The sequence below is a fragment of the Enteractinococcus fodinae genome (assembly GCF_031458395.1).
Lineage (GTDB): Bacteria > Actinomycetota > Actinomycetes > Actinomycetales > Micrococcaceae > Yaniella > Yaniella fodinae.
The window spans coordinates 2688428-2713555 of record NZ_JAVDYJ010000001.1 but is presented as its reverse complement, the minus strand read 5'-3'; the positions used below and the strand labels follow the sequence as shown (position 1 = coordinate 2713555).

At 59.1% G+C, this 25128-nt stretch carries 27 protein-coding genes; 16 read left to right on the top strand and 11 right to left on the bottom strand.

Annotated elements, in window-relative coordinates; genetic code table 11:
- Nucleotides 1–39 precede the first annotated feature (39 nt).
- A complete protein-coding gene (locus tag J2S62_RS12720) occupies nucleotides 40–543 on the bottom strand; it encodes a metallophosphoesterase family protein (protein WP_310175321.1) in 504 nt (167 codons plus the stop codon).
- A 49-nt stretch (nucleotides 544–592) separates the two neighbouring features.
- Complete coding sequence (locus J2S62_RS12715; RefSeq protein ID WP_310175319.1) at nucleotides 593–1015, bottom strand: hypothetical protein; 423 nt, start codon at nucleotides 1013–1015, stop codon at nucleotides 593–595.
- Nucleotides 1016–1129: 114 nt separating this feature from the next.
- Between J2S62_RS12715 and J2S62_RS12710 the strand changes: the two genes are divergently transcribed.
- The 3 genes from J2S62_RS12710 to J2S62_RS12700 are packed head-to-tail and all read left to right on the top strand — an operon-like array spanning nucleotide 1130 to nucleotide 3921.
- Complete coding sequence (locus tag J2S62_RS12710; RefSeq protein WP_310175316.1) at nucleotides 1130–3088, top strand: hypothetical protein; 1959 nt, start codon at nucleotides 1130–1132, stop codon at nucleotides 3086–3088.
- Nucleotides 3089–3094: 6 nt separating this feature from the next.
- Nucleotides 3095–3526 (top strand): hypothetical protein, encoded by a 432-nt coding sequence (locus J2S62_RS12705; RefSeq protein WP_310175314.1) that lies wholly within the window; start codon nucleotides 3095–3097, stop codon nucleotides 3524–3526.
- Nucleotides 3523–3921, top strand: a complete 399-nt coding sequence (locus J2S62_RS12700) for a hypothetical protein (protein WP_310175312.1) — start codon at nucleotides 3523–3525, stop codon at nucleotides 3919–3921. The genes J2S62_RS12705 and J2S62_RS12700 overlap by 4 nt, the downstream gene beginning before the upstream one ends.
- Here J2S62_RS12700 and J2S62_RS12695 read toward each other — a convergent pair.
- Nucleotides 3918–5111 carry an MFS transporter gene (locus J2S62_RS12695; RefSeq protein WP_310175310.1) on the bottom strand — a complete coding sequence of 398 codons (1194 nt, stop codon included), beginning with the start codon at nucleotides 5109–5111 and terminating at the stop codon, nucleotides 3918–3920. The genes J2S62_RS12700 and J2S62_RS12695 overlap by 4 nt on opposite strands.
- Before the next feature lie 70 nt (nucleotides 5112–5181).
- On the opposite strand from J2S62_RS12695, the gene J2S62_RS12690 reads away from it, so the two are divergent.
- Both J2S62_RS12690 and J2S62_RS12685 read left to right on the top strand, forming a co-directional pair.
- Entirely contained in the window at nucleotides 5182–6195 is a 1014-nt protein-coding gene (locus J2S62_RS12690; RefSeq protein ID WP_310175307.1) for a hypothetical protein, read from the top strand.
- Between the two features lie 9 nt (nucleotides 6196–6204).
- Nucleotides 6205–6471 (top strand): hypothetical protein, encoded by a 267-nt coding sequence (locus J2S62_RS12685; RefSeq protein ID WP_310175305.1) that lies wholly within the window; start codon nucleotides 6205–6207, stop codon nucleotides 6469–6471.
- On the opposite strand, the gene J2S62_RS12680 is transcribed toward J2S62_RS12685, so the two are convergent.
- Both J2S62_RS12680 and J2S62_RS12675 read right to left on the bottom strand, forming a co-directional pair.
- On the bottom strand, nucleotides 6468–6866 hold the full coding sequence (locus J2S62_RS12680; RefSeq protein ID WP_310175302.1) for a VOC family protein: 399 nt from the start codon (nucleotides 6864–6866) through the stop codon (nucleotides 6468–6470). The two genes, J2S62_RS12685 and J2S62_RS12680, sit on opposite strands and share 4 nt — an antisense overlap.
- A 195-nt stretch (nucleotides 6867–7061) precedes the next feature.
- The gene (locus tag J2S62_RS12675; protein WP_310175300.1) at nucleotides 7062–7442 is read right to left on the bottom strand and encodes a rhodanese-like domain-containing protein; all 381 of its coding nucleotides are present in this window, start codon (nucleotides 7440–7442) and stop codon (nucleotides 7062–7064) included.
- Between the two features lie 396 nt (nucleotides 7443–7838).
- Between J2S62_RS12675 and J2S62_RS12670 the strand changes: the two genes are divergently transcribed.
- From J2S62_RS12670 to J2S62_RS12660, 3 genes are all read left to right on the top strand, one after another.
- Entirely contained in the window at nucleotides 7839–9200 is a 1362-nt protein-coding gene (locus J2S62_RS12670; RefSeq protein ID WP_310175298.1) for an MFS transporter, read from the top strand.
- Between the two features lie 69 nt (nucleotides 9201–9269).
- Nucleotides 9270–10751: a lipase maturation factor family protein gene (locus J2S62_RS12665; protein ID WP_310175296.1), complete on the top strand. Its 1482-nt coding sequence runs from the start codon at nucleotides 9270–9272 to the stop codon at nucleotides 10749–10751.
- Between the two features lie 77 nt (nucleotides 10752–10828).
- On the top strand, nucleotides 10829–11251 hold the full coding sequence (locus J2S62_RS12660; RefSeq protein ID WP_310175293.1) for a hypothetical protein: 423 nt from the start codon (nucleotides 10829–10831) through the stop codon (nucleotides 11249–11251).
- A 15-nt stretch (nucleotides 11252–11266) separates the two neighbouring features.
- Here J2S62_RS12660 and J2S62_RS12655 read toward each other — a convergent pair whose 3' ends face one another.
- From J2S62_RS12655 to J2S62_RS12640, 4 genes are read right to left on the bottom strand one after another with little or no spacing between them, the layout of a single operon-like run.
- Entirely contained in the window at nucleotides 11267–12958 is a 1692-nt protein-coding gene (locus tag J2S62_RS12655) for a potassium channel family protein (protein ID WP_310175291.1), read from the bottom strand.
- Nucleotides 12959–13004: 46 nt separating this feature from the next.
- Complete coding sequence (locus J2S62_RS12650) at nucleotides 13005–14654, bottom strand: ABC transporter permease (protein ID WP_310175289.1); 1650 nt, start codon at nucleotides 14652–14654, stop codon at nucleotides 13005–13007.
- On the bottom strand, nucleotides 14651–15577 hold the full coding sequence (locus J2S62_RS12645) for an ABC transporter ATP-binding protein (RefSeq protein ID WP_310175286.1): 927 nt from the start codon (nucleotides 15575–15577) through the stop codon (nucleotides 14651–14653). Before J2S62_RS12645 ends, J2S62_RS12650 begins: the two co-directional genes overlap by 4 nt.
- A 7-nt stretch (nucleotides 15578–15584) precedes the next feature.
- On the bottom strand, nucleotides 15585–16265 hold the full coding sequence (locus tag J2S62_RS12640; RefSeq protein ID WP_310175284.1) for a TetR/AcrR family transcriptional regulator: 681 nt from the start codon (nucleotides 16263–16265) through the stop codon (nucleotides 15585–15587).
- A gap of 100 nt (nucleotides 16266–16365) precedes the next feature.
- Between J2S62_RS12640 and J2S62_RS12635 the strand changes: the two genes are divergently transcribed.
- The 3 genes from J2S62_RS12635 to J2S62_RS12625 all read left to right on the top strand — a co-directional run bounded on the left by J2S62_RS12635 (nucleotide 16366) and on the right by J2S62_RS12625 (nucleotide 19212).
- Nucleotides 16366–17844: an MFS transporter gene (locus J2S62_RS12635; protein ID WP_310175282.1), complete on the top strand. Its 1479-nt coding sequence runs from the start codon at nucleotides 16366–16368 to the stop codon at nucleotides 17842–17844.
- A gap of 92 nt (nucleotides 17845–17936) precedes the next feature.
- Nucleotides 17937–18653 carry an alpha/beta fold hydrolase gene (locus J2S62_RS12630; protein ID WP_310175280.1) on the top strand — a complete coding sequence of 239 codons (717 nt, stop codon included), beginning with the start codon at nucleotides 17937–17939 and terminating at the stop codon, nucleotides 18651–18653.
- 88 nt (nucleotides 18654–18741) lie between these two features.
- Nucleotides 18742–19212: a nuclear transport factor 2 family protein gene (locus J2S62_RS12625; RefSeq protein ID WP_310175278.1), complete on the top strand. Its 471-nt coding sequence runs from the start codon at nucleotides 18742–18744 to the stop codon at nucleotides 19210–19212.
- Between the two features lie 39 nt (nucleotides 19213–19251).
- Here J2S62_RS12625 and J2S62_RS12620 read toward each other — a convergent pair whose 3' ends face one another.
- Nucleotides 19252–19458, bottom strand: coding sequence for a helix-turn-helix domain-containing protein (locus J2S62_RS12620; protein WP_310175276.1), 207 nt, complete (start codon nucleotides 19456–19458; stop codon nucleotides 19252–19254).
- Nucleotides 19458–19997 (bottom strand): DUF2975 domain-containing protein, encoded by a 540-nt coding sequence (locus J2S62_RS12615; RefSeq protein WP_310175274.1) that lies wholly within the window; start codon nucleotides 19995–19997, stop codon nucleotides 19458–19460. Before J2S62_RS12615 ends, J2S62_RS12620 begins: the two co-directional genes overlap by 1 nt.
- A gap of 129 nt (nucleotides 19998–20126) precedes the next feature.
- Between J2S62_RS12615 and J2S62_RS12610 the strand changes: the two genes are divergently transcribed.
- The 5 genes from J2S62_RS12610 to J2S62_RS12590 all read left to right on the top strand — a co-directional run bounded on the left by J2S62_RS12610 (nucleotide 20127) and on the right by J2S62_RS12590 (nucleotide 25060).
- Nucleotides 20127–20912, top strand: coding sequence for a sulfite exporter TauE/SafE family protein (locus J2S62_RS12610; RefSeq protein WP_310175272.1), 786 nt, complete (start codon nucleotides 20127–20129; stop codon nucleotides 20910–20912).
- Nucleotides 20913–21128: 216 nt separating this feature from the next.
- Nucleotides 21129–21608 (top strand): YehR family lipoprotein, encoded by a 480-nt coding sequence (locus J2S62_RS12605; RefSeq protein ID WP_310175270.1) that lies wholly within the window; start codon nucleotides 21129–21131, stop codon nucleotides 21606–21608.
- 116 nt (nucleotides 21609–21724) lie between these two features.
- On the top strand, nucleotides 21725–22150 hold the full coding sequence (locus tag J2S62_RS12600; RefSeq protein ID WP_310175268.1) for a LexA family protein: 426 nt from the start codon (nucleotides 21725–21727) through the stop codon (nucleotides 22148–22150).
- Nucleotides 22132–23430 carry a Y-family DNA polymerase gene (locus J2S62_RS12595; RefSeq protein ID WP_310175266.1) on the top strand — a complete coding sequence of 433 codons (1299 nt, stop codon included), beginning with the start codon at nucleotides 22132–22134 and terminating at the stop codon, nucleotides 23428–23430. The genes J2S62_RS12600 and J2S62_RS12595 overlap by 19 nt, the downstream gene beginning before the upstream one ends.
- A gap of 358 nt (nucleotides 23431–23788) precedes the next feature.
- Nucleotides 23789–25060 carry a TRAP transporter substrate-binding protein gene (locus tag J2S62_RS12590; protein WP_310175264.1) on the top strand — a complete coding sequence of 424 codons (1272 nt, stop codon included), beginning with the start codon at nucleotides 23789–23791 and terminating at the stop codon, nucleotides 25058–25060.
- Nucleotides 25061–25128: the final 68 nt, after the last annotated feature.

Below are 25128 nucleotides of genomic sequence, written 5' to 3'. Positions count from 1 at the left end.
GGAAGATTAGCGCAGATTCACTAGTGCACGCGGAGAAGCTCACGAACGATTCACGCGGTGCAGTTCAACCTCGATGTCACTGCCGTCGATGACCGCCGTCATCATGGTGCAATGGGGCTGCCGACGTCGATCTGTGGGAGAACCGGGGTTCAACAACCGCATGCCACGCGGGGACACCGTATCCCAGGGAATATGCGAATGACCGAAAATCAACACGTCGGTCGAGGGGAAGGCCTCGTCCGCGCGCTCCTCCCGCCGCTTGGCTTGCCCGGTCTCATGAATCACCGCCAGGCTCAAATCCTCAACCGTAAAATACGCCACCTCGGGCAGTATCGCCCGCAGCTCCGGTCCGTCATTATTGCCATACACGCCGTGCAGGACCCGCGCGCGGCTTTGGAGTAACTCGTAGGTCTCCAGATCCATCCAGTCGCCGGCATGAACGACAATATCGGCAGCATCGATGGCCTCAAGCACTGCTTCCGGCAGGCGTTTCGCTCTCTTTGGAATGTGCGTATCGGCTAGCAGTAAAAGGTTGGTGGCCATGTTCCCATTATGCACACCGAGGCTGCCGGCAGGGAGTTACAGAACGCTTTTACGAGGCGATTTCGGGTGCGGGGCGGTAGGAGTGAATCTTGAGCTCTTGTGCGTACCGGATGCCGCCGTCAGCATCGATGGCTGATTCATGCACCCACACTTCATATGGTGCCTGTTCAAACGTACTGACCAGGGCGTCCACGTTGTCGTCGGTCAGCCCGTCGGTATAGATCAGGGTCGGGCAGTCTGCTGACTCGAGCACGATCCGCCACGGGTGCTCTTCGTCGTCGGTGTGTTCTGCGGTGGCCTCGGTGATGTGACAGGTCGCCCAGCGCAGATCGACGGGCTGCTCGGCGCCCATCGAGACACAACTCAGCGGTAACAGTGCAAACATCCACAAAAACAAGAACACGGTGAGTCCCAGCATGAGACGCTGCCGCCAGGTCTTGGGCGGCCTGGCTTCGGGCTGGGTGTGAGTCACTGTGCACCTCTTCGTGAGCTCATGGTCGATGGTTGTCGATCGAGTTGATTATAAAGGCTGCAATGGACCGAGTAATGAACGCGACAGCGGTGAGGCTGTGGTTATTATCGAAGGATGCAGTGGCGCGAAGTAGACGGCTATGACTGGTGCGTTATCGAGACCCCAGAGTCCGGCCCGTATCTGAGTCTGACCCTAGGTTATGGGCTGGTTCATGAACCGATCGACCAGTACGGGACGCTCCAGTTGGCAGCTGGCATGCTCCAAGCCGAGCTCTCCCGGCCCGTCGAAATGGGATTCGGACGGGCCTCGGTGCCCGAAATTTCAGTCAGCGTCGGGACGGATATCACCTCGGTGGGAATGCACGGTGATATCGCGACGCTGCGAGCCGCGTGGCAACGACTGGCCGAGGTATTCGCCGGTCGGCATCAGTTGGATGCGGCGCCGCCCGTGGACGTGAACGTTTCAGCAGCACCCCGAGACCTGACGTCTCGATTCGGGCTCTCCTCGTTGACGTTTGCGGCATCCCAAACGCTTGAGATCCAGGCGCAACAGGATCCGATGGCACTATTGCGGTATCTGGACCCGGCAGCCGGCAATGTTCGAGCCGTCATGTGCACCAACACCGAGCAACTCGTGAACAGCTCCTTCGCACCGTTGCCCAGAACTGTGCAGGCGAGCGAGCCTTCGCGGTATCGTGACGAAGCACGCCCCGGAGCGATGGAATTCCGGGCCGGTTACGCACTGATTTCGACTGTGGTGCCCACTTCGGCCGATGGCTCCGCCGCGGCGCGTGTGTTGGCCCAGCAACTGAGCCAACACATCCGGGACGTGACCCGGCGGGAGTTGGGCTTGTCGGTCTCGCTGTTGCCGATCGGCCCCGACACGCTGGTGACCTACATGACCGCCGATACCATTCTGTACGGGGAGCAGCGCTCGGAGATTCAGGCCCAGCTGGTCTCCAAACCGATCCCCGATCACCGTATCGCCGAGGCTGCTCAAGGGGAGATGAACAACCGGCCTCTGGCCCGCATCCTGGACAACCGAGTCCACGGCCTGGCAGAAGACCCTGCCACCCCCGAAGGAACACAACAGGCGCTTTCCCGGGCACGCGCCACGATGCGCTTTTTCACCGACCCGCACTCGCGCACGCCTGTGGGGTACGGTCCTGTCGCGGACGAACTACCCTCCCCCGAGGGACAACGATTTAAAGCCAAAGCAGGCCGCGACCATGTGATCGTTGGCACCGACGTCCTCGAGCGCCGTCGTTCGGGTTCTCGTGGGGTACCAAGCGAATACGATCGCGTTGATCTGAACTCTTTAATCCTGGTCATTGACGACGTCGAAGACTGTGCGGTGTTGATTGACGCCGAGTACCGCACGGTTGAGATTGTTTTCGACACCCATCGCAAGCAGCAACAGCTTCGTGAGCTCATCGCCCAGCGCACGGTCGGCGTGCCGCGCATTACCGCCCGCAACGCGGCCCTGCCGGGTCCAGCACGACAACGCGTCCGAACTACCCAAATGGCAAAGCTTGGTGTCGTGGTCATCCCGCTTGCCATCATCGGGTTTGCGGTGTTCATGTCCTGGTTGGATGATTTCCGGAGCGTGGGGGAACCGGCCCCCGAACACGCCTCGCAAGAGCCAGGCGAACCGGCCGAAGAACCAGAACGTGATGTCGGCTCGGTGGACACCGTAGTCGGTGAGATGGCAACGTTATCGAACTGGTCCCGAGTCACGGTCAATAGCGTGACCGAAATTGAGCCCGGTGAGGATGCGGAATATCCCACCGAGTTCGGGCATCACTACCAGGTCAATGTCGAATACTGCGCGGCTGAAGAGGCCGACGCAGTGGACCCGGAACACTTCCGGATGTTCCACGGCGATCCCGCCCAGTTAGCTCATGGAATGGATGACATCGAGGACCCGATTGAAGCACGCGAGCTGTCGCTCGGCGAGTGCGCCACCGGCAACGTGGGCTTCTATACCGCAGTCGACGACCCCGAAGAACTCGGGGTCGATTACCGGCCGGGAGACCTCGACAGCATCACCTGGGTTGTCGAGGACGTGGAATAGCCAGTTATGGCAGGTCGTCACGCCAAAACTTCCCCGCGCCGCGATGGTCTCGTGACGGTGATCTCCCTGACGGTTATGGCGCTGGCGGGCACATGGTTGTTGTCCGATGGGCTACGTGACGCCCAAGACGTGACCTGGGTTCGCTGCGACGTGACGGGGGCCAAACCCCAGCGCGGCGACAATCATTCCTCGGTGCCGTGGTACTTGGCTGTCTACACCGAAGACTGCGGGACAATCGTTTACCAAATAGGCACCAACGAGGAGAACGTTGACGGACTGGCCGCAACCTTTGAACCCGGGCCCTATGAGTTCAAACTGGGCGCGGTATCGCAGCGCCGCGCGGAAGGCAAGAGCCTGCTGGATCACGCCGCCGTGGCCAAGGACATCCGACGCCTGCCCGCCGAGGACAATGCACTTGAGGAAGGACCGCAGCGGTGAGTTCGCGATATCGCTTGAGTTGGCCGAAATCTAAGCTCGGCAGAGTAATCTTCGGCTGGTTCCTCGTCATTGTTTTTGGTTGGATGGCGATCCTCATGAGTCTGGTGGCACTGGATTGGACCGATGATCAGTGGGTTACTTGTCAGGTTATTGACGCTGAAGCGACCAAGGGTAATCGGTTTAGCTCCACGGTCTGGCTCATCACCATTGAGACGACCGACTGTGGAAACATTATCTACCGACAGGCGCTGAGCGATGAGAACGTCGAATTTTTGGCCGATTCCTTTGAACCTGGTGCATACGAATTCAAACTTGGCTTCACCTCGCAGTTAGCCGCTGACGGTTGGGTGCCCACGCTGGCACCGTCCACGAGTAATTACCGACCGCTTGACTAAAGCCGTGGCTCGCGGACTACCCGGCCGGTTCGGAGACCCAGAAGGATCTGACACGCCACGACAGCCCCCAGCCCAGTCAATGAGGCGGTAGCCGAGGCTGTAACTTCCAGACCGAAGCCATATGCGAGTGGGCCCAGCGCTGCCAAGGCGACACCCGAAGCAGAAGTCACCGCAGAAATGGCGGCCGCATGATCGGGAGAGCGGGCATAGCGGACGACTTGGTCGTAAGAGACCCCTAGACATAGACCCTGCGAGATTCCGAACAGTAACACTGTCATGACGACTCCCGAAGGGCCCACTGTCAGGAGCAATGCCACGGCTATCAGCGCCCCGATGGGAGCCAACGGGGCCAGCCACTGCGCATAACCTCGGCTCATGATCGCAGGCGCAAGAAAAGCACACGGTATCGCGACGATATTGATGATAGCTGTATAACTTCCCGCAGCGGCTGTACTGACCCCGCCCATCATCAACGTTGTCGGTAGCCATGTCGACGTTGCGTAAAACGTGATTGAGGTGATGCCGAGATACAACGCAATCTGCCAGACCGATGGATCACGAAGCACCCTGTGAACCCCTTGGGGCGGAACGGGGGATGAGTCGGTCTGGGGAGTCGGGTTGCGATACCTATCGCGAGCGTAGATAGCCCAGAGGACCACCGCGATGAGACTGCATCCGGCCCAGACAGCCAGAGTCCCAGTCCAGTCCAAGTCAGTCCAGCGCATAATGGGAACGGTCAAGCCTAATGCTAGGGCCGGACCAAGACTCAGCGACATTGAGTAGGTACCGGTCAGTCGCGCTCGCAGCACCGGGGTAGCCGAGGCGATTGCCGCAGGAATCAGTACCGTTCCCGTCGCAATGCCGACACCTAACAGTACGGTTCCGCTAAAAAGCGCGACATCATGCGGCAGCGAGCGGACCACGATCCCCACCGTGACGGTCGTCAGCGCAACGATGATGATTCGGTTGCGCCCAAATCTACGCGCCAACCACGGAGACATGGGCGCGATAACTAGGGTGAGCGCCAGTGGGATGCTGGTCAGCAGTGATAGCAGCGTTTCACCGTAGCCAGTCGAAGACCGCAGGTCTGGCAGGAGTGGACCCAACGAGATCGTCGGAATGCGTAAGCTCAGGCCGGCGACCAAAATTGCGGCCATCCCGATGATCGCTGAGCGGGTGGTCCGTGTCATCGTCAGCGAGTCTAGCCCACCCTTTGAAACGGGTCGTATCCGATGAGATGAAACGGGTAGCGTGGCAGGTATGGGATTTCGGACCTACTGGTCAGGCCGTCCGTTTCGCGCTATCGCCATCGGGTTGACAGCCGGTCTGCTGCTGACCGGCTGTAGTAGTGAGTATATTCGTGAACTTCGGTCCTCTGCCCGAGAGCTGCGCTCCTCGGATGAGTTTGCCGCGGTGAATTTCGAATACGAGCGTAGCGACCCGATTGCGATGCCCCGCAGTATCTATGACTATTCCGCCGCGCTGCACGAAGACGCCGATCTACAAGAAGCCGGGCGATTGCTCGCCAACGCGGCAGAGCGTACCGGTTCTGTGCCTGATATCCAGGTTCATGGCACCTGGCTCAAGAGTTTCGATGACGGCGCTGGCAGTCGCCGGGCCCCAAATTTCACCGCACAAGAGTGGACGGAAATTTTAGCAGCAGCGCGCGCCACCCCTGCTGATGAGCTCCAAATCTGGCAACTCGATGAGTATTTCGTCGAAGACCCCGAAGATGGCCAACCAGAACTGCTGCTGACGGTCTACGCTGAGACCTTGACGGAGGGTCTGGAACAGTATGAACAACTCGAATCCTTCGAAAGTCCCGCTGGAATAGAGAAAGTTTCTGTCGGATTGCACGCCGGAACGGACCGATTACCTTGGGCATACGAGGAGCATCAAGTAGGGGATCGGTATCACACGAATTCCGGGGCACCCATCAGTATTGTGGCCCTCGACCAATCAGATCTGGCAGCGGCCCGAGAGCTCTTCGAGGCTGGGCAGGCTAGTTTCGGAGAAATTTATCAATTCCACTATCACTACGCGGACGTAAGATCGACGTTGGAAGTGGTCCACGCCGGGGATCCCGAAGCGTGTGAGGACAACAAAGACTACGCCGAGCTCGCCCGTGAGCTGTTGACCACAGACCTGGAGGTCGCCATTACGCTGTCGCAGGCTGACGATCCAGCCAGCGCAGGGACGCGGATCTATGAAGAGACAGAAACCGGTGAGTCGCCTACAAATGCGAATCCGCACGGTTGCTCAATAGAAGGATGAACAGAAACGATGCCGGTATCAGCTGAACATTATGCGGCGATGCAACAATACTTACATGACGTCAAAAAGTTGCTCGTCGAGGTATCAGATTATATCTCTGATGACCTGCTGGCTGAACCTCGTCGGCTAGTCGAGCACGGGGAAGCACCGCTGGGAATGACTCAATTGGCATGGGTGATCAGTGATGAGCGCATACCAGTGCCTGTATCAGTCATCGCTCGTATTCGTGCGTACGCTGCGGCCGACGAAGAGTTTCCTGAAGCCCTTCTTGGCTAGGCGTTGGGGTTATAACTCAACTGCCATGAGACTCCGTAGCGATCAGCAAGCCACGCATAAGGTCCGAAACCATAGTCGCTCTTTGGCATCATCGCGTTGCCACCGTCCATCAACCCGTTGTAGAGGTGGTCGAGTTGTTCTTCGGATTCGCACCGGAAAAACAGCGACATCGACGGAGTGAAATCAAACTCGTGCACAGCCGAGCTGTCCATCATGTTGATCTGCTGACCCGCGATATCAATCGTGGCGATCTGTACCTTGCCTGCCAGTTCTCCGGCTTCCTCTCCGTAGTTCAGCAGCAGGATAGTTTCGCCACCGAAGAGTTCTACATAAAACTTCAGCGCTTCTTCGGCTCGACCGTCTTGGAACATCAGATGAGGCGTCAGTTGCTGCATATTAAATCTTGAGGGCCTTTCGGTTCAGAGTGCTGTTCTTTTCATTCTAGGTTTCTGTGAACAGAACGGATATGTCTTGCACTATCCGGAGCTGACTGAACGGCGTATGGCCGCTGCTATCATCAGCAGCGGCCATGCGGGGTTCTTCTGGCCTCGAACCTGCCCGTTAAAATAATTGAGACAGATCCATCGAATCTAACCTTGTTCGATGGGCTGGTCTTGCTCGACCCAGCTTTTGAAGCCGCCGTCGAGGTGGGCGACATGTGTGTAACCCATCTCTTGGAGCGTCATGGCACCGAGCGCGGAACGTCCACCGCTTGCGCAATGCAGGATTATTCGTCGATCTGGATTCAAGGAAGCATCGTGGTACGGGCTGGTGGTATCCGCCCGAAATTCAAGCATTCCACGCGGGATGTGCACTGATCCTGGAATCTTTCCGTTTTCTTTAATCTCGGGGCCGTCGCGAAGGTCAACGATGACAGCCCCACGCTCCTGCTCCTGCGCCACCTGTGTTGGATCGAGATTCTCGACCCGGCTCTTTGCCTCAGTGACCATGTCTTTTGCGGTCTTTGTCATGAGCTTGCCCCTCTGATCACGCTGGTCGCACTGGCGCAGGCCAACTCTAAGATAAACCTTACTCCGATGCTGTCGGGAGGTATAGGGCAATGGCCATGGGGATACGCTGAGCCGGTCGTAGAGTTCTACGCTCTGCCGTCGACCAGTTCTGCCCTCAGTGCTGGCTTAGCCTGACAAGTATGATTTCTCACTGTCGCAAGCCAGCCCGCAAGTCGCCACCTGCCTAGAGAAGAAGGTCTACGCGGAACTGGTGGGCACCATGCTGGCAAGATCCCGGGTCCGTCATGTGACGACGCATACATTTTTCGGGTCTTCAGGGTAGGCAAACTGTATTGCTGATGCTCAAGACTTCTCGAAGAGCTCGAGCGTCAGGCCTTCAGAACCAAGGAGAACGATGTGAGCCCTTCCAGCACCATTGCCTGGCCAGTCCCACGTAGCTCAACAAACCGAGTCATCTTGTGCTGCTTTTTCGCCATTCTGGCAGAAGGGTACGACGTTGGAGTACTCGGTGCAATCCTGCCTGCGCTGGCCGAGTATGAGGCCTGGGCGCTATCGCCGTTGGAGCTTGGGGCACTGGGGTCCTACGCTTTGGTCGGGATGATGATCGGTGCCATGGTGATCGGTACATTGTCGGACCGATTTGGCCGACGAACGATGCTGCTGGCGGCCGTCTTATTGTTCTCACTCGCCCAGGTTGGTGCCGCACTGGCCCCGACTCCCGAAGTATTTGGACTCTTTCGGTTGATCGGTGGCCTCGGCATGGGTGGCGTCATTCCGGTCGCGGCCGCGCTGACGATTGAATACTCCCCACCGGCCAAGCGCTCATTCAACTATGGCCTGATGTACTCGGGATACTCGCTGGGGATCCTGTCTGCCGGACTCGTCGCGTTGGTGTTCTTAGAACTGATTGGCTGGCGCGGCGTGGTCGCCATCGGAGCTTTACCGCTGCTCTTACTGCCCCTGCTGGCCAAGGCCACCCCGGAGTCCCTCGAATCGCTGTTGGCCCGCGGCCGCAGTAACGACGCCGAACGCGTTGCGGCTGCGCTTCGCATCGATCCCTACCAGGAGACCGATTGGCGACCCATCCCGAAAGAAGACGGCAAGCAGTACTCAACGATCGACGCCGTCAAGGTCATGTTTCGCGGCAAAACAGCCCTGGCCACAATCGGTTTCTGGGTGAGCCTGTTCTGCGGCTTGTTGCTGGTATACGGCCTGAACACCTGGTTGCCGTCCTTGATGCGCGATGCGGGCTATGATCTGGGCTCATCACTGACGTTCCTCATTGTCTTCTCGCTTGCCTCCGCCATCGGCGGGCTGGTTATCGGTGGCATCGCCGATAAATGGGGGAAGAAAATCTGCCTGGTCACGTTCTATCTGATCGGTGCCGTCGGTATTTTGATGCTGATGTTCCCCAACACGATCATCATCAATTATGCGTTCGTAGCGCTCGCTGGGGTGGGGTCCATCTCGACGTCGTTAGTGCTCACCGGCTGGGTGGCCGATTACTACCCGGCCTACGCACGAGCCACCGCCACGGGTTGGGCGCTGAGTTTCGCACGAGTTGGGGCGATCATGGGACCGCTAATCGGTGGGTGGATCGCTGCCGCGCAGGTGTCGTTCGAATGGAACTTCATGATCTTCGCGATGATCGGGGCAGTGGCTGCCCTATTCATTTTGCTCATCCCAACGCGCGGTGGCGAACAAAGCACGCAGCATTCGACCGCGAACGAGTCGGATCAGGTCATGCCCGCACGCTAGAACAGTCTTTGGCTCGCCTCAGCGGTTGTATTCTATGCTCAAAGAGCACCCCTAAGGCAGGTGAGATGCATGGATGTAACGACCTGGCTCCCATTATTTGAGGCCTCCGACTATACGATCGCCCGCGAAGTACTGTTCCGCGGGGTCGCTGCGCTCTACTTCACCGCGTTCCTGGCCGCGTTCAACCAGTTCCCGGCGCTGTTGGGCGAGCGCGGCCTGAGTCCAGCCCCGGAACATATTGCGCGCACGAGCGCTCGCGATAAACCAAGTCTGTTCCGCTGGCGGTTTACGCCCTACAGTGACCGATTGTTGCGCATCGTATGTGTCATTGGCATGGTGCTGAGCCTGTCTGTCGTGGTGGGACTGGCTCAGCTGGGGCCCGGGTGGCTCACCATCCCGGTCTTCTTGATCATGTGGTGGCTGTATCTTTCGATCGTCAACATCGGCCAGTACTACTACGGCTTTGGCTGGGAATCGCTGCTGCTCGAAGTCGGGTTCGTCGTGGGTTTCCTTGGGACACCAGATGTCGCGCCGCCATTTCTTATCTTGCTGTTCCTTCGGTGGACGCTGTTCCGTGTGGAGTTCGGGGCCGGGATGATCAAGATGCGTGGCGATACGTCCTGGCGTGATCTCACCGCGATGAATTACCACCACCAGACCCAACCGATGCCAAACCCACTGAGCCGGTGGGCGCATCAGAAACCCCAATGGTGGCACAAGACCGAAACGCTCGGCAGCCACGTGATCCAGCTTGTGATGCCGTGGCTGCTGTTCTTTCCGCAACCCGTCGCATCAATCGCCGCCCTTGTCATCATGTTCAGCCAGCTGGTGCTGGTCGTGACCGGCAACTACGCGTGGCTGAACTGGCTGACCATCTTGTTAGGTTTCTCAGCCATCAGCGACTCGTTTCTCTATGGCCTGTTCGGGGCCGGGTGGCCCGGCTGGGGATGGGACCATGTCACCGCGGTGCTCAACAGTACGGTATCGGTCACCTCGCCCGTGTGGTGGCTTGTGCTCACCACCATCGTCTTTGTGTTCCTGTTGGCCCTGAGCTGGCCGGCGTTTATGAACCTGTGGTCTTCAAATCAGCTGATGAACGCCAGTTTCAACCGGTGGCATCTGGTCAACGCCTACGGTGCGTTTGGGGCCATGACGCAAACTCGTCGGGAGATCATCATCGAAGGCACGATGAGTTCGGATCCAACTGATGAAGAGGCCTGGCATGCCTATGAATTCAAGGGCAAGCCCGGCGATGTGTATCGACGTGCGCCACAGGTCGCGCCGTACCATCTGCGCCTGGATTGGATGATGTGGTTCTTGGCGCTGGGATCACCGAACCAACCGTGGTTCCGTCGGTTGATAGACAAGATCCTGGACGGCGACCAGGCAATTCGAAAGCTATTGCGCACCGATCCGTTCGATGGCGAACCGCCCGTGCTCATTCGGGTCAGAATCTTCGAGTACCGCTACGCGACGGCAGCTGAACGCCGCGAAACCGGGCAGTGGTGGTGGCGCAAAGAGCTCGGTACTGTGGTGCCACCGACCGGGTGAACTGTCATATCGGGGCGCCGATATGTGACCATAAGAGCGAGACTTTCCTAACCGCGTCGACGAGATTGGCCAATAGCATGTCGCTCAGCAAACTTATCCCGATTGTCCCCGTTGCCAGCGCGCTGCTGGTGCTGACTGGATGTGGCGCCGGCGAAAACCTCACCAAAGAGGGTGACCCACCGGAAGTGACCTGCCAACGCTTTCAGGACGTGGTAGATGAATTCAGCGATCTTGATCCGGCATCCATGGGTTTTGGCGAAATCCTGTCGCAGGTGAGCGAAGGGTTCACCGAAATGGAGACCATCGCCGATGAAGCCCAGGATGAGCAGCTTGGACGCTCCATCGATACGCTGGTTGAGACGCTGAACTCCTCGATTGCCTCGGCCGGTGGCGATGTCGACGCGGTTGGGGCGGAATTCCGAGAACGACTAGAAGAGCCCGAGGTCCAAGATGCCGCAACTTACGTCGATGAGGTCTGTGGCTTTGACATGCCCTTCTAGTGCAGGCGCCATCGGCTAGCGTTGTTTCAAATACTTCCGACGGAACGCGCGTTCAGCGTGCCGGTCGCCCAGCAATAACAAGGTGCTGGTCTCATCGGCGGAGACGCGTTCCGTCCACGGCAGCAGTCGGCTGTCGGTATCAAGCGCTCCGACGACGTGGCATCCGGTGGCCGCAAGGATCTTTGGGTCCCGCAGGGTCACACCGTCAAGCGTTCTCGGTACGGGTACGGTGAACAGTTCATTGCCCTCCGCGATGACTACGCGATGCGAATGCCTCAGCTTATTCCACATTGCCGTGGCCCCGATGGCTGCATAGGACAAGACGCCGTCGGCTCCTGCGCGGTATAGCGTTGCGACGTTATGTTCTGAGCTGGCTCGCGAGATGACTTGTAGTTCGGGACGAAGTCGGTGGCAGTACAGGGTGAGGTAGACATTGAGGTCGTCGTCGTGACTGGTGATGACCACCCCGGAGGCCTCGGGTAAGCCGGCATCTTCGAGCACATCAAAATCGGCCGCATCGCCTTCGATGGAGTGCAGGTGGTTGGGTACTCGCGATGGGACCTGTTCGACGACCATGTAGGGCACGTCGGATTGCTCGAAGGTCTCGGCCACGGCGCGACCGACTCGTCCACCGCCCAGGACCAACACCGGCCCCTCGAGTTGCTGCGGGTTCTGGAACTGGTCGTCATAGATGTCCAGATCGCGCTTGGTGCCCGCAATAATCAGGACCATGCCCTCGTCTAGGGTGGTTTCGGGGGTCAGGGGCACCAGATGCCCGCGGCGCATGACCGCCAGAATCTGGGCTTCAGAGTCGATGCGGCGCTGGGCTTGCTCTAGCGTGAGCCCGTCCAGTGCGGTACCTTTTATCGCGGCCTCGGCGACGTAGGTTTCACCGATCGCATCAATAATGTGGGAGCGCCCGGTGGTGCCAAGGATGCGGTTGGCCAGTTCGGTGCCCAGGGTCGAGCTGAGCTGCACGACGTGATCCGCGCCGGCCAGTGTCAGCACGTCGCGGGAGGCTTTCTTATCGGCGGTCACGGTGATCAACACGTCTTCACTGACCGCCCGAACGGTGAACGCGACGTTCGTGTTGGTCGTGTCGGCTTGAGTGGAGACCACCATGCGCGCCCGATCCACGCCGGCCTTACGATACGTGGCCGGCGAATCGAGCGCCCCGACCATCGCTTGGTAGCCTTCGTCTTTGAGTTGGCTGGCCTCGGCCGGGTCATCAACGAGCACGACCGTAGGGGTCTTGGTGCGCTTGGCCCGAGCAATGAGCGTGCGATTGACCGTATCCAGTCCTACCAGTAACAGATGGCCGCGCAGGTTGTCGGGCACTCGGCGGGGCACGCGGGCTTGATCGCGTTCAGCAATCCATGGGGTGACGACGAACTGGATGAACAGATACGGCAGTAACACCAAAATCAGCAGCACCCCGCTGACCAACACGACCATCGAAAATAGTCGCCCGGCGTTCGAGTCGAAGGTGATATCACCGTAGCCCAGCGTGGACATCGTGGTAATGGTCCAGTACAGGGCGTTGGCCCAGTCGTGGGTTTGGCCTTCGCGGGCCATCAACCAGCGGAAGATCGCGCTGTAGCTGAATAGTAAGGCGATCCAGCCCAGTGCGATCCACACGAGGAATCGGATGCGGCGACGCTTTTGCTGGGCTTGGATCACCTGCGGTTCGCGTGAGAGGTATTGCATAGTGGACTACATCGTACTCCCGTGGCGGGTGCGCGAGGTGTATCTGCTATTTGTCGTTTATCTCACGGCGGCGGAACCCGATCAGCCCGAGCACGGCGGTCACCACGGCGATGCCGAGCAGCACGACGAACGGGGTCGGTTCAAAGTCTTCGACCGGTACCCGGGGCAGGTGCCACAGTGGTGACAGGGCCCGGAACCCGTCGGGCAGATCCAACAGCTCGGCGAACAGGTCGACGATGGCAATGATCGCGACCGCCAGCCAGCCGACCAGCGTCATGAACCGTGGCAGCAGTCCAAAACAGCCGACGGTCAGACCCAGCACGACCAGTATCGCCGGTGCGGTGGCCAGGTGCGCCCACAGCACGTCGCCGATGAGGAATGCCTCACCGGTCACCGCCGCTGCGGAGATCCCGGTGCCAAGCCCGGTGATCAGCAGGATTAGCATGGCTCCGGCCGCGACAACGGTCAGGTGGGACCCCAGCCAACCGGCCCGACTCACGGGGGTGGCCAGCACGGTGTCTGCCCGGCCGGAACCTTCTTCGGTCCGCAGCGTCTGGATCGCATACACCACATAGGCTGCGACAAGGATGGCTATGAAGCTGGCAAGGAAGCCGACGTAACCGTCGAGCAGTTGCTCGGTGCCGAAGACGGCGCGCATTTCGGGTGGCATTGCGTCTGCGGCATCCAGCATCGCTTGAGTGAATAACCCATCAATGACGCCCAACGCGAGGATGCCAAACCCCCAGCCGAGGAAGCCCCCGCGCTGGAGGCGTGCGGCCAGTCCGAGCGGATGTCCCAGCATCGGGTGGGCGCGCGTATTGCCCGGACGAGGTGGCACGAGGCTGGCACCGAAGTCTCGTCGATCCTGTAGGAAATACGCAATAGCAATCGTGACCGCGGCGAGCCCGGCCGACAGGGCCAGCGGCCACCACCGGTCGTGCACATACGGTGCGGTTTGAGCGGCCCAACCCAGGGGAGAGGCCCAGGACAGCGCACTGCCGCCGGGTTCCGCCATGTCGCCGAGCGCTCGCAGCACAAACGCCGCACCGAGGATCGCGCCTGCCATGCCTGAGGCTGCACGCGAGAACTCATTGACTTGCGCGGTGATCGCGGTGATCCCCGCAAAGACCATACCCGTGGCTCCGGTGGCGACACCGACTAGCACGGAACCCGCGGCCGGATACCCGGCACCCAGGGTCAGTACGGTGACGATTGCTGCTGCTCCGAGGTTCGCCAGCCCGGCGACGACCAGGGTGGCGGTCAGCATCGTGTGTCGGCCCAGCACCGAGGCGCGCAACAACTCGGCACGCCCGCTTTGTTCTTCGGCCCTGGTGTGGCGGGTGACGAGGAAAATGTTCATCAGGGCGGCGATGATGAACAGATACGGTGCATACCCGGCGGCGAAGAACCGCTCATAGGTCGGATCATCCAGACCCAGTGCAGGGCCGGTGAACATCCGCGCCACCGGCTGGGTTAACAGCGAGGTGAGTCCTGCCAGGTCCCGCTCGCTGGGTGCCAGCTGGGGGAGCGCGGCGGTGATGTAGATGACGAACAGACCGTGGCCCAGTATCCAGACTGGCAGCCGGATCCGATCCCGTCGCAACATGAACCGGATCATCGTGCCCAGCCCGGCCAACGGCGCGGTGCCCACCTCGGTGGTGGGTGCGCGATGTCGTGGTTGCGTTCTGGTGGTCATGATTGACCTTTCAAAGCATGGGTGCTGTCGTTTACACCCTCGCCGTAGTGGCGCATCAAGAGTTGTTCAAGGGTCGGTGGGTGGGCCACCAGCGAGCGCACACCCAACGGGGTCAGGGCTCGCATTGCCTCATCAAACCGATCACCGTCGAGTTGGAACTGCACCGTACCGTCCGCGACGGTGAGGTCGTGGACGCCGGGTATCGTGTCCAATTCGCGTGCCGGCCGGTCAGTTTCGGCGATGACGGTCGTGCGGGTCATGTGGCGCAGCTCCGACAGGCTTCCGGTCTCGACGATCCGCCCCTGCCGGACGATCGAGATCCGATCGGCCAGGACTTCAACCTGGGCCAGAATGTGACTGGAGAGCAGCACGGTCCGGCCGGCGGCCTTGACCTCGTGGATGGCCTGTTGGAAGAGCACTTCCATCAGCGGGTCCAGGCCAGCCGTGGGCTCATCCAATAGGAGCAGCTCGACGTCGGAGGCCAGCGCTGAGATAAGGGCAACCTTTTGCCGGTTGCCCTTGGAGTACGTGCGGGCCTTTTTCGACGGGTCCAAATCGAAGCGTTCGCACAATTCGTCGCGCCGTTTTTGGTCCAGTCCACCGCGTAGTCGAGCGAATAAGTCGATGGCCTCTCCGCCGGTGAGGTTGGGCCACAACTCGACATCACCCGGTACATAGGCCAGTCGTCGGTGCAGTGGGACCGCGTCCTTCCACGGATCTTGGCCCAACAGGCTAACGCTGCCGCTATCGGCGCGCAGCAGCCCCAAAAGGATGCGGATCGTGGTGGATTTGCCGGCCCCGTTGGGGCCCAGAAAGCCGTGGACCTCGCCTTGTTCGACGTCAAGGTCCAAACCGTCCAGTGCTCGGGTGTTACCAAAGGTCTTGACCAAATCGCGGGTGGAAATAGCAGTTGGGGTGTTCATGGTCTGCTCACTCTTTTCGGGTATCGTGCGCACTGTCGGACGTGGTGCCCGCAGGGCCAAGGAAAGCGGAAAGATCATCCACAGCCCCGTCGACAACGAGGCCCTGGGTGTACAGTTCTAGCGCTGGGTAGAGATAGCGTTGTAGGTCATCGGCGGAGTCTCCCGAGGCCAAGAAATCCACGTCAAGCAGTCGCTGTGCGTGTTCATGCAGTACCAGTGCTCCCAGTGACCAGAGCACAAGCAGGACTGCGCGATCACGTGGTGCGGCGCTGGGTTTGATCACGCCCGCACGTTCGCCCTGGGTCATGTATTCCTGGGCATCCGCGACCATCTCGTCAATGAGTTGGGCAGCGTGCTCGCCACCTTCGGTGAGCGTACGAATCAGATAGCGCAGCAACGCTCGACCATTGGATAGCTGTCGCATGGCAATGACCGGGTCGATGCGCGGCTCATCCTCGAGCACTTCTGCTTTCCGTTCCCGGATCAGTTGTGCCACATGATCGTCACAGACTGAGCGGAGCTGTTCTTTAGTGCCGTAGTGATGCACGATCAACGCCTGCGAAACACCGGCCTCAGTGGCGATATCTTTGAGCGTGGTCCCGCGGAAGCCGTGCTGGCCGAACAACAGGATAGCTGCATCAAGAATACGTTCTGCACCGCCACGGGCGCCCTCATTTACTGGGGACATGAGAGCCTCCTACATGACTGACTGAGTATTTAGTCAGTATAGTTTTCGCAGCTGCATTGGTCAATGATTTTTCTATCGAGCGCCTGGTACTGTCGTGGTGGTGGAGCATTCACGAGCGCAAACGGTTTCAACCCCTCGACAGCGGTGGACATTTCTTGCCGTTATCAGTGCCGCGTTATTTCTCGTCGGTGCCGACAATTCGATTCTCTACACCGCCTTACCTGAACTCCGCGACCAATTAGGCACGACACCGCTGCAAGGTTTGTGGATTATCAATGCCTATCCGCTGGTGCTGTCCGGGCTGTTGTTAGGTACCGGCACGCTTGGCGACCGCATCGGTCACCGCCTGATGTTCCTCACCGGGGTGACCATCTTCGGTCTCGGTTCACTGATCGCAGCCTTCTCACCCAGCGCTTGGTTCCTCATCGCCGCCCGCGGCCTCCTCGGGGTCGGCGCCGCCACCATGATGCCCGCCAGTCTCGCCCTGGTCCGCATCACCTTTACCAATGTCCGCGAACGCAATCTCGCCATCGCTATCTGGATGTCAGTCGCCGTGGTCGGGGCGGCTGCCGGACCGGTGCTCGGCGGACTGTTACTAGAATTCTTCTGGTGGGGGTCGGTGTTTCTGATCAACGTGCCGGTTGTCATCGTGACGCTGATCGCCACCCTGGTGGTTGCCCCACCGAACATCGCGAACCCACATAAACACTGGGATCTGATCTCATCGGTTTGGGCGATGCTGGCAATGGTCGGCCTGGTCATGGCGATCAAAGAACTCGCCAACCCGGATCGCGCCGCATGGTTGCTGGTCACCTCGACGATCGTAGGGGTTATCGGCCTGTTGTTGTTCATTTCGCGACAACGCGGGCTAGAACAGCCACTGCTGGATGCGCAGATCTTCCGCAATCGCATCTTTACCGGCGGTGTACTGGCCGCCGGGTTGATGATGTTTGTGGTGGCCGGTGTTGAACTCATGACCACGCAGCGCTTTCAGACTGCCGGTGGTTTCACACCCCTGGAAGCCGGAGCCCTCGTGGCCTCGGTCGCCGTCCCAGCCATCCCCGCAGCGCTGTTGGGCGGCTCTATTTTGCATCGCGTCGGATTCATCCCCTTGATTTCCGGTGGATTTGCCCTCATGGCTGTCGGCATCGGCGGGGCCTGGTGGACCTTCGGTGACGACTCCCTGGTGCCGTTCATCATCAGCCTGTTGCTGGTCGGGCTCGGTAGCGGGTTGGCTTCTTCGGTGGCATCGACCGCGATCCTCGGCGCCGCACCCGTAGACAAAGCCGGGATGGCATCTTCTGTCGAAGCCGTCTCCTATGAATTTGGCACGCTGTTATCCGTGGCAGTCTTCGGCTCGTTGTTGCCATTGTTCTACTCGATCACCGCCCCGTCAGAGGTCGCCTCCGATGTTGATCACGGGGTCGACCATCCCGTCCACGGCCCGGCAGCAGTCCAGGCCTACGATGATGCCTACCTCATGATCCTGGTCATGGTCGGTGTGGTGTCTTTGCTCGCTGCAGCACTCACCGCCTACTGCTTCCGCGGTAATCCAAAAACCGCCGAAGCGACTGTATAAAAACCTCAACTTGGGGGTATTCTTCCTCGTCACCCCGCGCGCTATGATGAGCTGCACACAGAGACAGACTGGAGTCGAAAAGAGACACTGTCATGGCACACTTTGTTCTGGTCCACGGAGCGTTTGATGGTGCATGGTGTTGGGCACATCTTGCCGATGATCTCCGCACCGCAGGCCACACGGTGCTCGCACCAGACCTTCCTGGGGCAGGACAGGATCCGACGCCCTTATCCGAAGTCACGCTGGCTTCCGCGACGCAGCGAGCCGTGGAATATTTGCGCTCGCTGGACGCTCCCGCCGTCCTCGTCGGACACAGCATGGGCGGGGTCATCATCACCCAGGTCGCCGCTGAAGTGCCGGAGATGGTTGCCAAGTTGGTTTATCTAGCGGCGTTTCGACCCGTGGATGGTGAATCGCTGCTGGACCTGGCACACCTGCCAGAAGGCGTCGACAGCCAGTTCGAAAAGTACCTCACCGTCACCGGGGACCCACCCATCGGTACCTTCGATCCCGCCGGAGCACGCACCGTGTTTTACCATGACGTGCCGGAGGAACTTGCCCGCAGTGCGATCGAGAAGATGGGGCCGCAACCGCTACAACTCTTCGAGACCCCGGTCAGCCTGGGCGACACCGTCTTGCCGCCCACAGAATACGTGATCTGCACGCGTGATCGCGCTGTCCCACCGGCGTTGCAACGACTCATGGCCCAACGCACCCTGGCACGCGTCCACGAACTGGACTCCGGCCATTCGCCGTTTTACTCCCTGCCCGGCGAGGTGCTGAGCATTTTGCTACACGCTGCGGAATAAGCCCGAGGGTGTGAGCATCCCTGGTCACCGCCAAATGGCGTCACTAGGGTGGGGGATGGAATCCAAGTTCTTTCGTCGGAGGTTCATTATGTCTGTTCGACCCCCTGTGCCACCATTTGACCGCGACGCCGCCATCAAGAAGGTGCGTGGTGCCGAAGATGCCTGGAACAAACAGGAACCAGAAAAAGTCGCCCTGGCGTACACGCCAGGCAGCACATGGCGCAACCGCGATACCTTCCTGCAGGGCCGCGACGAGATCATCGAGTTCCTCAAAGACAAATGGTCCAAGGAGCTGAACTACCGACTCATCAAAGAACTCTGGGCCTTCACGGAGAACCTTATCGCAGCGCGCTATTGCTATGAGTACCAGTCGCCAGACGGCCAGTGGTACCGCGCCTATGGCAATGAGAACTGGGAGTTCGATAGCGACGGGTTGATGTCACATCGGCATGCCAGCATCAACGACGTTGAGATCACCGAAGCCGACCGCAAGTTCCACTGGGAATTCGGCACCCCACGCCCGGAAGATCATCCAGGGCTCAGCGACCTCGGTCTGTGATCGACGCACGAGGCCGCGGTGCGTCCCTAGGTCGGGCTTTTAGTCCTCGACCCACTCCAAGAGATCTCCGGGTTGGCAGTCGAGCACTCGGCACATTGCCTCGAGCGTGCTGAACCTGACCGCCTTCGCGCGCCCATTTTTCAGTACCGAGACATTGGCTGGGCTGATGCCGACCCGTTCGGCGAATTCCCCGACGCTCATCTTGCGCTTGGCCAATTCCACATCGATTCGCACCACGATAGCCACTAAATCACGCCTTCAAGATCTTCACGCAGCAGAGTCGCCTGGCGCAAAAGATCGCGCAACACAACGATGAGCAGTACGAAGACCGCTGCGAGCATCGTGATGCCAATGAACACCGCAGGCGGGCCGGGATCGCGCAGCTCTGGTGTGAAGTAGATGTAGAGCACCGCAGAACCCGCCATCACGACGAGCACCATCCAGGCTGCGAAAAAGGTCCAGGCGATCACATCAACCCATCGCAAAGACCCTGCGGTAAAGATTCGATCGCGACGCACCAAGGTGAGGAGCTGCCAGGTGCACACGATCACGATCTGTACGCACAGTGCTTGAAGTTCCCAGAAGATGAGCATCGGCCACCGCCACGGGTCGTCCGCTGGCGAGTGGATAAATTCTCCGGGAAATGACATGACTTGGGCGACCACTAACCCCACGAAAACCAAGACCAATAGGATTCGCAGGGGCAAGACCACTCGGGCAAGGATGGATGGCTGGGCCCGATTTACGTTAGATATATATCGATTATCATTCGATGTTGAATGCATGTCAATCAGTTGAGGCGCTTCGGACAGCAGCGGTCCCCGATGTTTCGCTCGCACTCATCAGTGATCCCCATGGCAGGGCAGTGCTACCCTCAAGGCGTTAGGTAACGCACGAGTGTGAGTGGAGCGGCCGTGACGGCATTGACCATCCCCGAAAAACGCAACTGGTTTGGGCTCGTCCTGCTCGGGCTGGCCGTCGGGGTAGCCTCAGGGCTGTTCGGGATCGGTGGCGGCATCATCATCCTGCCGGCACTGGTCTACCTTTTCGGGTACTACACCAGAATCTCAGCCGGCACGTCGCTGTTGGCCGTTGTGCTTCCTGCTGTGGTCGGTGTTATTACGTATGCGATCGACGGCAACGTGAATCTCTTGATGGCCGTCCTCTTGGCTGCCGGATCGATTTTCGGTGCCCCGCTTGGTTCCTGGCTGCTGACAGTGCTTTCACACCGGGTCGTGTTGTGGGGATTCATTGGCTTCATGCTCATCGTGATCGCATCATTATTCGTGGTGATCCCCTCCCGCGATGCGGTCGTCGACATAGACTGGTTGCTCGGAGCCGGACTTGTGCTCCTGGGGTTATTCACCGGTGTCATGTCAGGGCTGCTGGGCATCGGCGGTGGGGTGATCATTGTGCCATTGCTCGTCGTAGTTTTTGGCGCCAGCGATCTAACAGCCAAAGGCACTTCCTTGTTAGTCATCATCGCCACCGGAGCGTCGGGCACCCTGGCGAACCTGCGACGCCGAAACGTTGATCCGCCAGCCGCGCTGGTCATTGGTGGGGCCGCCGCTGTGGCAACACCCGCCGGGGTATGGGCGGCTTACGCGTTGGATCCGGCGACCGCCAATATCGTGTTCGCGGTATTCCTGGCACTCGTGTTACTTCGGATGCTCGTCGACGCGCTGCGTCGGAAATCATAGCCCCAGCCTTTACCGAAATATGACGCGCCTGGTGCGTGCGCGCGGCCTCCGCTGACTTGGTATCACGCAGTTTATGAGTGTTGTTCATATTTGAAGGACATGTATTTATCCAAAGCTTCAAGTGTTTCCGATATACTCGACCCGGCGCGTTCCGTAGCGCTTTCACCATTGCCGTTTTGTAGAAACGCCAAAACTCCCTTCTGCTAAGGAGCAGTCTTGAAGATCTCACGCACACCTTTGAAGAAAACCATCGCGCTAACAGCCCTCCCATTTGCCGCGGTCCTGGGCCTTTCTGCATGTGGCGAGCAAGAGCCTGAAGATACGGCGTTCACCCAAAATCAGAACGGCGTTGAAATGAGACTGACCTACACTCACGTGGGCGATGAGGTCATCAAACAGACTGCCAGCAATGAAATCAACTACGAAGAAGCCGGGTTCGAAAACAAAGAGCAGGCTCAAGAAGTGCTGGACATGCTGCTGGCTGAGTCCCAAGATATCGAAGGCTACGAAATCTCGATGGACTACGGTGAAACCACCGCTACTGAAGAAGTCGTTATCGATTACGAAGTCATCGACGTCGCAGAGCTCGAAGGCGTCCCCGGTTTCGAGGGTTCCAATCTGGAAGACGCCGACTACATTAGCCTCGACGAAAGCCGCGAACTGCTTGAAGCCCAAGGCTTCACCGAGGTCGAATAGTCATTCTGGCTCGTTCCTAGCCCCAGCGGATGCCACGGAACTCCGCTCGGGCTGCGAGCAGCTTTACGCTTCATCCCCAGGTATTAGACTGAGTTGGCGAGTGAGGGGAGCTTGGGATGAAGATTGAACGGGTGTACTCGTACGCGCCATCCGAAGGGCGCCTGATCGCCGCTGGTGTCGGCCATGTGCCGGCTGGTTTCCCGTCGCCCTCACAGGATTACTCAGACACCAAAATTGACCTGACGCAGATGCTCATTCGCGATGAGCTGGCGACTTTCATCGTGCGAGTTTCTGGTGACTCGATGGAAGGTGCGGGGATCTACGACGGGGATAAACTCATCGTTGACCGCTCAATAGAGCCCCGTGACGGGCACGTGGTGGTTGCGGTCGTCGACGGGGAGATGACGGTGAAGCGCCTGCGCGTCACGCCCTCAGGTGTAGTGCTGCAGGCCGAAAACGCCGAGTACCCAGATGTGACCGTGGCTGAGCTGTCCGATCTGACGATTTGGGGAGTCGCGACCACATGTCTACACCAGCTATAAATCGTGCCGATGACTACATCGGGCTGGTCGACGTCAACGCCTTCTATGTCTCCGCCGAGCGCGTTTTTGATCCTTTGCTCATTGACCGACCCGTAGTCGTGCTGTCGAATAACGATGGCTGTTGCGTCTCGTTGAGTGACGAAGCTAAAGCGCTGGGTATCCCAATGGGATATCCCTGGTTCAAGCTACAGCCCGGGGCCGAAAAGCTCGGCTTGGCCGCCCGATCCAGTAACTATGAACTCTACGGCGACATGTCTTCGCGGGTCATGGGGATCTTATCCCGAATGACAATGTGGACCGAAGTGTACTCCATCGACGAAGCGTTCATCGGGTTAGGCGGAAGCCTAGATGAAGTCCACGCAGCCGCCGCGCACATTAAACGCGAGATCCTGCGCCTCACCGGATTGCCAGTCTGCGTGGGCATCGCCAAAACAAAAACGCTAGCGAAACTGGCCAACCAAGCCGCCAAGAAAGTACCCGAATTGGCAGGCGTCTGCGTGTGGGACCGCGTACCAGAGTCCACCCGAGAACAGTTGCTCAGCCAGCTGCCCGTCGGAGAAGTGTGGGGGATCGGGCGCCGGGTGGCCAAACGCCTCAACGCGATGGGCATCTCCACGATCCAAGAGTTTCGCGACGCCGACCAGTTCCGGATTCGTGACAAGTTCTCCATCGTCCAAATGCGCACTCTGCTTGAGCTACGCGGAACCCCGTGCATCCCGATGGAGGAAGAACGCGAGCTCAAAGACCAATTGCTGTTCTCCCGGAGTTTCTCTGAGCCCATCACCGATCGAGAGCAGATGGAACAGGTCCTGGCCATCTATGCCCAACGCGCCGCCACCCGATTACACCGGCAAAATGGTGAAGCCAAGGTTGTCACCGCCTGGGCGATGACCAGTCACTTCAACGAAGACCAATCCCATGCGCCCTCGGCGACCGTCTCGCTACCAAGCCACAGTGCTGACCCCGTGGTACTGACCCGGGCGTCCAAGGCGCTGTTACCAAAGATCACTCCCGGAATCCGCTACGCCAAAGCGGGCATTACCGTCACCGAACTGCGTCCAGCTGGGGCGGAACAAATGTTGGATGGATTCGTCTCGACCCAGGAAACCAAACAGGTTGGCCCACTGCTTGAGAAGATCCGGACCGAACACGGCAGCGCGGCCATCGGCCTCGGCAGCGCGGGACTGCGGGAAGGTCCCTCCTGGCAAATGCGCCGTGAGATGATGTCACCGCGCTACACCACCCACTGGGATGAACTGCTTACCGTCCACGCCGATTAGCCGTAACCTTTCTCGATTGAGTAGTTATCGTCGGGCACTGGCGCGCCTACAAGAACTCCCACGCCAAATAATGACCATCGTTTCTTGATGCTCGCGACAGTATTTGAGAGCTTACGGCCAGACATCACAGAGCATTCACGTCTGAGTTCGACAAGCGGACTTTATGCAGCGAAAAGCTGCCTTTATGAGTTCGACGGTGAGAACATTTTATATATAATGTGAAATGTATAATAACCCTGTGCTGCCTGCGTCACCATGCCCACAGCTCTGAGGCGCCTCCAGGGGTGACTTTGTACTCCAGCACAGGAAGCCGAACATCTCGCAGGTTCATATCGTGTCGCTGCGTCTTAGGAGAAGAATGAAACCGACGTCTCTAACCAAAAAACTACGCCTTGGAGGACTGCTAACCGTCTCAGCTTTACTCCTTGCAGGCTGCGCCGGCAGTGTTGGTGACACTGAAGGAGCCGCAGACCGCGGTGCCAGCGTTGAGCCCGGAGCTTCGAAAGAGGAATACGCTGAAGCCTTGGCAGACATGGAGCCGGTTGAATTGACCTTCCAAGCTGCGAGCTCTGCCACCGGTGGCAATGGTGCTCGTGATACGGCCTTCGCCGAAGCCATCGAGGAATGGTCCGACGGGAAGATCTCGGTCGAAGTACTATTTGGATACCCTATCGTTGCACCATCTGAGGTAGCTTCCGCGCTGCAGGATGGTCGTCTCGACCTGGGCTATGAGATTCCGCAGTACGCCCCGTCAGAATATCCAGCCATCGCCGAGTTGGTGAACCTGCAATCCAGCGGCGGAAGTGGGAGCGCCGTATCCGATTTTGTTAACGTGGCTGCCACCGCAGAGGTCGCCTGGAACACTCCAGAAATCCAAAGTAACTACGAAGCCATGGGGGTGACTCCGCTTGTTCCCGTTGAAGCCGAATTCTCCCACGTGGCAATGTGTACCGATCAGGCTGATAGCGCCGATGAATTGAACGGTGCTGTGATTAGTGCTGGGGCACCCGACCTTCTGCAAATGATTGAGTCGATTGGGGCCAGCGGAACTTCGCTTCCATACACTGAACTGTATGAGGGGTTGCAACGTGGAGTGATTAACTGCGCGGTCAACGGGCTCAAAGTCGGTATGGCTACTGGGGTTTCTGAAGTAGCTCCCCACATCGTTGCTCCGCAAGATGGCTCGCTGGGTCGGAGCACGGCCGCCCTGCTGGCTGGCGGACAATGGGATGACCTGCCGCTTGCTGCCCAACAGCTCATCTATGATCAGCTCGAGGTCTACATCAACGGACAATTTGAGGTCAGCACCCGAGACTACCTCGCCGCGATGGACGATTTCTCCGGTGGGTTCCACACCGTCGATGATGAAACTGAAGAAGCACTCGACGCTACCGTCGAGGCCCTTCGCGAAGACGTCGAGAGCTCCGATGCGCTAGACGGTACCAAACTCATCGCAGACTACGACGCAGCGCAAGAAAAATGGACGCAAATCGTAGAAGAACTCGGCTATGAAGATAACGGCAACTGGTCCGATTTCGCAGAAAACCTCGATGGTGAATCCATCGACTTCTCGCCACTTGCAGAACGCATGATGGAAGAGATCTACCTAGAGCACCGCCCAGCGGAGTAAGCCGCGCCCGCCGGAGCGCTAGAGCCCTAGTGAAATGAAAGCCACCGGCAGGATAGCCTTGCCCGATC